Here is a 4,613-nt window from a genome sequence, read left to right as displayed (position 1 = left end):
CCGTGATCGACGACCACGGCCCGCGCGTCGACGCCTCGGCGCCGCACGAAGAAGGCGACCACGGCGGCGAGCGCGAGCGAGTCGGCGCCCCCGGACACGGCCACGACGCTGCCGGGCTCGAGGTGCGGCTCGACCAGCCGGCGAGCCCGCGCGACCAAGGGGTCCAGTCGGCTCATTCGGACCCGCCCTCGGCCGTGGCTGATGCGGAGCGGTGAGTGAGCGTCCGAACGCGACGCGGAACGGACGCTGAGGCACCGCCCCCCAGCCGCCCGCGGGGGCCGAGGGAGAGCGGTGAGTGAGCGCCCGAACCGCACGCGAAACGGACGCTGAGGCACCGCCCCCCAGCCGCCCACGGGGGTCGAGGGAGAGCGGTGAGTGAGCGCCCGAACCGGACGCGAAACGGACGCTGAGTCACCGCTCCACCCCAGCCTCAGCCGTGGACGCGGGCGACCCAGGACCTCGGGTCCGCGATCTCGGCGCGCGTCGGCAGGTGGGAGGCCTCGGCCCAGACCGCGTCGAAGCCGTCCTTGCCGACCTGGTCGGTGACCGAGCGGACGAACTTGGCGCCGTCGCTGTACTGGCGCATCTTCGCCTCGTAGCCCAGCAGGCGGCGGACCACCTTCGACAGGGCCGAGCCCGAGCCGCGGCGCTTCGTGAACTTGCGGCGGATCTCGGCGACGCTCGGCACGATGTCGGGCCCGATGTCGTCCATCACGACGTCGGCATGACCCTCGAGCAGCGACATCATCCCCGTGATCTGGTCGACGATGGCGCGCTGCTGCTCGTTCTGGAAGAGGTCGGAGAGCGACTTGTCCGACTCGCCGCGCACGATCCGGACCAGCTCGGGGAGCGCCTCGGTGACCATCCCGGTCACGGCGCCGCCGCCGATGTCGGTCGCCTGCATCATCTCGTCGACCTTCGCGAGCATGTGGTCGCGCATCCACGGCACAGCCGTGAACTGCGCCCGGTGGGTCTCCTCGTGCAGGCAGACCCAGCGGCGGAAGTCGGAGGGGTCGACGTCCAGCTCGCGCTCGACGTGGACGATGTTCGGCGCGACCAGCAGCAGCCGGCCGGGCCCGGCCTCGCCCTCGGCGAACGGATCGAACTGTCCGAGCACCTTGCCGCCCAGGAACGCCACGATCGCCCCGAACTCGGCACCGGTGACCCGGCTGCCGACGGCGCCCGGCAGGCCGGTGGGCATCTTGCCCTCGGCCGTGAGCTTGGCGTCGAGGGGACGCAACAGGACCTCGAACGAAGCGAGGTTGGCGTCGGCCCAGCGCGGACGGTCGACGACGAGCACGGGCGTCGGGTACGCCGGGACGAGGCCCGTGAACTCGCGGACGGGGCCCTCGGCGACCCGGGAGGCCTCGCGCAGCTCGGCCACGACGTCCTGGACTTCGGCGCCGCTCAGCTCGGGGCCGGGCCGCATGAGTCGGCGTGCCGTGGACCGCGCGACGTTCCAGTCGATCATGGCGTCCAACCTACGGCCTGCGCCCTCGGCCGTCCCCGCCCCACTTTTGGAGCGCGTTTACGCCTGCGAGGTCGCATCCGGCGTAAGACTGCTCCAAAAGTGGAGGAGCGGCTGCCGGAGCGACCGCCCTCGGTGCGAGCTCTCAGCGCGGACCGACGTCGAGGACCCGCACGACGGGCTCGCCGGCCTCGTCCGAGGCGTCGAGGTCGACCTCGGCGCTGATGCCCCAGTCCCGGTCGCCCTCGGGATCCTCGAAGACCTGGCGGACCCGCCACGTGCGGGCGGTCTCGTCCTCGACCATGAACAGCTCGGGACCGCGCGCCTGGGGGCCGCTGCCCATCGTGGCCCGCCCGGTCGCCGCGGCCGCCTCGTCGTACTCCTCGCGGTACTCCAGGATCGCCTCGCGCCACGCCATCGCGTCCCAGCCGTCCTCCTTGTCGAGGTCGCCCAAGGCGTCCCACCGGCCGAAGGCCGCCAGCTCGACGCGGCGGAACATCGCGTTGCGCACCAGGACGCGGAACGCCCGCGCGTTCGCGGTGAGGGGCCGTGGCGTCTCGGCGCCCGTCGCCTTCGGCCGCACGTCGGCGGGGTCCTGGCCGGGAGCGATGAGCTGCTCCCACTCGTCGAGCAGGCTGGAGTCGGTCTGGCGGACCAGCTCGCCCAGCCACTCGGTCAGGTCCGTGAGCTCGTCGTCGCGCACCGCGGTGGGCACCGTCCGCACGAGCGTCTTGTAGACGTCCGACAGGTACCGCAGCACCATCCCCTCGGACCGCGCCAGCTGGTAGTCCGAGACGACCTCGGAGAACGTCATCGCGCGCTCCCACATCTCGCGCACGACGGACTTGGGGCGCAGCTCGTGGTCGGCGACCCACGGATGGCCCTGGCGGTACATCTCGTAGGCGGAGTCGAGCAGTTCGCGCAGCGGCTGCGGGTGCTCGACGTCCTCGAGCAGCTCCATCCGCTCGTCGTACTCGATGCCGTCCATCTTCATCTCGGCGACGGCCTCGCCGCGCGCCCGGAACCGCTGCGCGTTGATGATCGGCCGGGGGTCGTCGAGCGTCGCCTCCACGACCGAGACGACGTCGAGCGCGTACGTCGGCGACTCTCGGTCGAGCAGGTCGAACGCGGCGACCGCGAACGGCGACAGCGGCTGGTTGAGCGCGAAGTTGGCCTGCAGGTCGACTGTCAGGCGCAGGGTGCGTCCTTGGGCGTCCGGCGGCTCGATCCGCTCGACGACCTCGCCCGCCAGCAGCGCCTCGATGATGTGGTCGACCTCGGCGAGCAGGCGGTCCTGCGACTCCTCGGTCTCGCCGCTCTCGCGGATGAGGTGCTCGAGCGCGGCCCGGGCATCACCGGGGCGGGTGATGACGTCGAGCACCATCGCGTGGCTGACCCGCATCCGCGAGACGAGCGCCTCGGGGGTCCCGTTCACGAGCCGGTCGAACGTGCCCTGGCCCCACGACACGAAGCCCTCCGGCGGCTTCTTGCGCTGGATGCGCTTGAGCTTCTTCGGGTCGTCGCCGGCCTTGCGCACGAGCTTGGCGTTCTCGATCTCGTGCTCGGGCGCCTCGACGACCACGTGGCCGATCGTGTCGAAGCCGGCGCGACCCGCGCGGCCGGCGATCTGCTGGAACTCGCGCACCTGGAGATGGCGTTGGCGGGTGCCGTCGTACTTGCTCAGGCCGCTGAACAGCACCGTGCGGATCGGCACGTTGATGCCGACGCCGAGCGTGTCCGTGCCGCACACGACCTTCAGCAGGCCCTGCTGCGTGAGCGTCTCGACGAGGCGGCGGTACCGCGGCAGCATCCCCGCGTGGTGCACGCCGATGCCCATCCGGATGAGCCGCGACAGCGTCTTGCCGAACGCGGAGGTGAAGCGGAAGTCGCCCAGTGCCTCGGCGATCGCGTCGCGCTCGGCGCGGGTCGCGACCTTGGCGCTGGCCAGCGCCTGGGCGCGCTCGAGCGCCGCGGCCTGCGAGAAGTGGACGACGTAGACCGGGGTCTGGTGCGTCTCGACGAGCTGCTCGAGCGTCTCGTGGACCGGTGTGGTGACGTACTCGGTGACGAGCGGGACCGGTCGTTCGACCGAGGTGACGGCGACGGTCTCGCGGCCGGTGCGGCGGGCCAGGTCGGCCTCGAGCCGTGTCGTGTCGCCCAGCGTCGCGGACATGAGCAGGAACTGGGCACGCGGCAGCTCGATGAGCGGCACCTGCCACGCCCAGCCGCGCTCGGGATCGGCGTAGTAGTGGAACTCGTCCATCACCACGAGGCCGATGTCGGCCACGGCGCCCTCGCGCAGTGCCATGTTGGCCAGGATCTCGGCCGTGGCGGCGATGATCGGGGCATCCGCGTTGACCGCGGCGTCGCCCGTCACCATGCCGACGTTCTCGGCTCCGAAGATCTCGCACAGGTCAAAGAACTTCTCGCTCACCAGGGCCTTGATGGGAGCGGTGTAGACACTGCACTCGCCGCGGGCGAGCGCAGCGCCCATGGCCGCCGTCGCCACGAGGCTCTTGCCCGAGCCCGTCGGGGTCGCCAGCACGACGTTCGATCCCGAGACCAGCTCGAGGATCGCCTCGTCCTGCGCCGGGTAGAGCGTGAGCCCACGCGACTCGACCCACTGCATGATCGCCTCGTGGACGACGTCGACATCGTCGGTACGGCCGGGTGGGAGCAGGTCCACCAGGCGTGACGCGACCGCACTCAGGCCCGGCATGCGCACCCCACCATCGCGGCGGCGACGCGGTCGAGCGCGGCCTGGGTGACGAACGGGTTGACGTCCTCGGTGCCGTTCGCCATCACGGCGAAGGCCACCGGCCGGCCACCGGACAGGGTCGCGACACCCGCCAGGGTGTGGACTCCGGTCAGCGTCCCGGTCTTGGCGCGGACCAGGCCACGGGCGTCGCCGAGCTGGCCGTACCGGTCGTCGAGCGTTCCGCTGTATCCCCCGACGGGCATGCCGCTGAGGATCGATGCGAGCCGCGGCGTCCGAGTCGCGGCCGCGACCGCGTCGGCGAGCGTCCGCGCCGCGATGCGGTTCTGGCGCGAGAGACCACTGCCGTCGTGGAGGACCAAGCCCTCCGTCGACACGCCCGCGCGGTCCAGGGAGGCCTGCACCGCCGCCGCGCCGCCGGCGAACGAG

At 72.0% G+C, this 4,613-nt stretch carries 3 protein-coding genes; all 3 read right to left on the bottom strand.

Going from position 1 to position 4,613, the window contains the following annotated elements; translation table 11 throughout:
• Positions 1-430 precede the first annotated feature (430 nt).
• Positions 431-1,471: a zinc-dependent metalloprotease gene (locus RT323_RS16060; protein ID WP_313410229.1), complete on the bottom strand. Its 1,041-nt coding sequence runs from the start codon at positions 1,469-1,471 to the stop codon at positions 431-433.
• A gap of 142 nt (positions 1,472-1,613) precedes the next feature.
• Positions 1,614-4,187: a DUF3516 domain-containing protein gene (locus RT323_RS16055; RefSeq protein WP_313410227.1), complete on the bottom strand. Its 2,574-nt coding sequence runs from the start codon at positions 4,185-4,187 to the stop codon at positions 1,614-1,616.
• A partial coding sequence (locus tag RT323_RS16050; protein WP_313410225.1) for a D-alanyl-D-alanine carboxypeptidase occupies positions 4,175-4,613 on the bottom strand: 439 nt, incomplete at its 5' end. The genes RT323_RS16055 and RT323_RS16050, both read right to left, overlap by 13 nt.

Origin of the sequence: Aeromicrobium sp., from assembly GCF_032084975.1 — a bacterium.
Classification (GTDB): Bacteria; Actinomycetota; Actinomycetes; order Propionibacteriales; family Nocardioidaceae; genus Aeromicrobium.
The sequence above is the reverse complement of the archived record's forward strand: the minus strand, read 5'-3'. Positions and strand labels throughout refer to the sequence as shown.

Excerpts from the sequence above, each read along its gene's own strand:
- RT323_RS16060 (WP_313410229.1), bottom strand. The coding sequence starts at position 1,471 with ATGATCGACTGGAACGTCGCGCGGTCCACGGCACGCCGACTCATGCGG.
- RT323_RS16055 (WP_313410227.1), bottom strand. The coding sequence starts at position 4,187 with ATGCCGGGCCTGAGTGCGGTCGCGTCACGCCTGGTGGACCTGCTCCCA.